The following is an 814-nucleotide window of genomic DNA, read 5'->3' as shown; positions in this document are numbered from 1 at the left end:
GGCTGCACTTCATTGAGGACGACAAGATGACCCTGCTTCAACGGGCCGCGCTGGCGCTCGCCGCGCTCGCCCTCGCCGGCGCGCCGGCCTCGGCCCAGAACCGCATGCTGCCGGTGGACCGCAGCGCGCTCGTGGGCACGACGGCGGCCACGATCATGGCGCCGAACGGCAACCGCGCCGGCTTCTCGATCCAGAACCAATCCGCGAGCGCCACCTGCTATCTGAGCACGATCGGCACAGCGACGGCCGATCAGAACAGCCTGATGCTTGCGGCCGGGTCCTATTACGAGACGCCGCCGGGTTGGGTGACGGTCGGCGCACTCAGCGTGATCTGCTCCGGCGCCTCCACGCCCGTCTTCGCGCGGGAGTGGTAGGCTGATGCGCCGATCGACCGCTGTCCTGCTGCTGCTCGCGCAGCTGCTGCTCGCGCCCGCTGAAGCTGCGCGCCTGGTCCCGAACAAGCTCAGCATCGTTCGGGACTCGCTCCGCTCGGCCCCGACCGCTGCCGCCCTGCCTGTCGTAGGTTCGATCGACACGCGCGGCTGGACCGGACAGTGGCGCGCGGGCGCCGCGGCGCTGCAGACGTCGTTCGCCTATTCGACCGTCGGTAGCGAGTTTGACCCGGACAACGCGCCGATCGCGCTCCCGCGCGTGCGGCAGGGCTTCGACAGCAGCGGCAATGCGAGCAGCTCCAGCGACACGGTTATCGTCACCCGGCGGGTGCGCCAGCCCTATACGGGCGCGGCAAACACGCATTTGCTGCCCGACGGCGCCACGGTCGCGCTTAGCGACTATGTCTATGCAAGCCCGGTCG

1 protein-coding gene and 1 pseudogene are annotated in these 814 nt (G+C 69.8%); both read left to right on the top strand.

Annotated elements, in window-relative coordinates:
• Positions 1 to 374, top strand: a pseudogene (locus tag PYV61_RS26100) (hypothetical protein); the annotation flags it as partial.
• Between the two features lie 4 nt (positions 375 to 378).
• Positions 379 to 814, top strand: a 436-nt coding sequence (locus PYV61_RS26095) for a hypothetical protein (RefSeq protein ID WP_275836812.1), incomplete at its 3' end; no start/stop codon positions are given.

Source organism: Roseisolibacter sp. H3M3-2, from assembly GCF_029211165.1.
Lineage (GTDB): Bacteria > Gemmatimonadota > Gemmatimonadetes > Gemmatimonadales > Gemmatimonadaceae > Roseisolibacter.
This window is presented reverse-complemented; position numbering and strand designations above follow the sequence as displayed.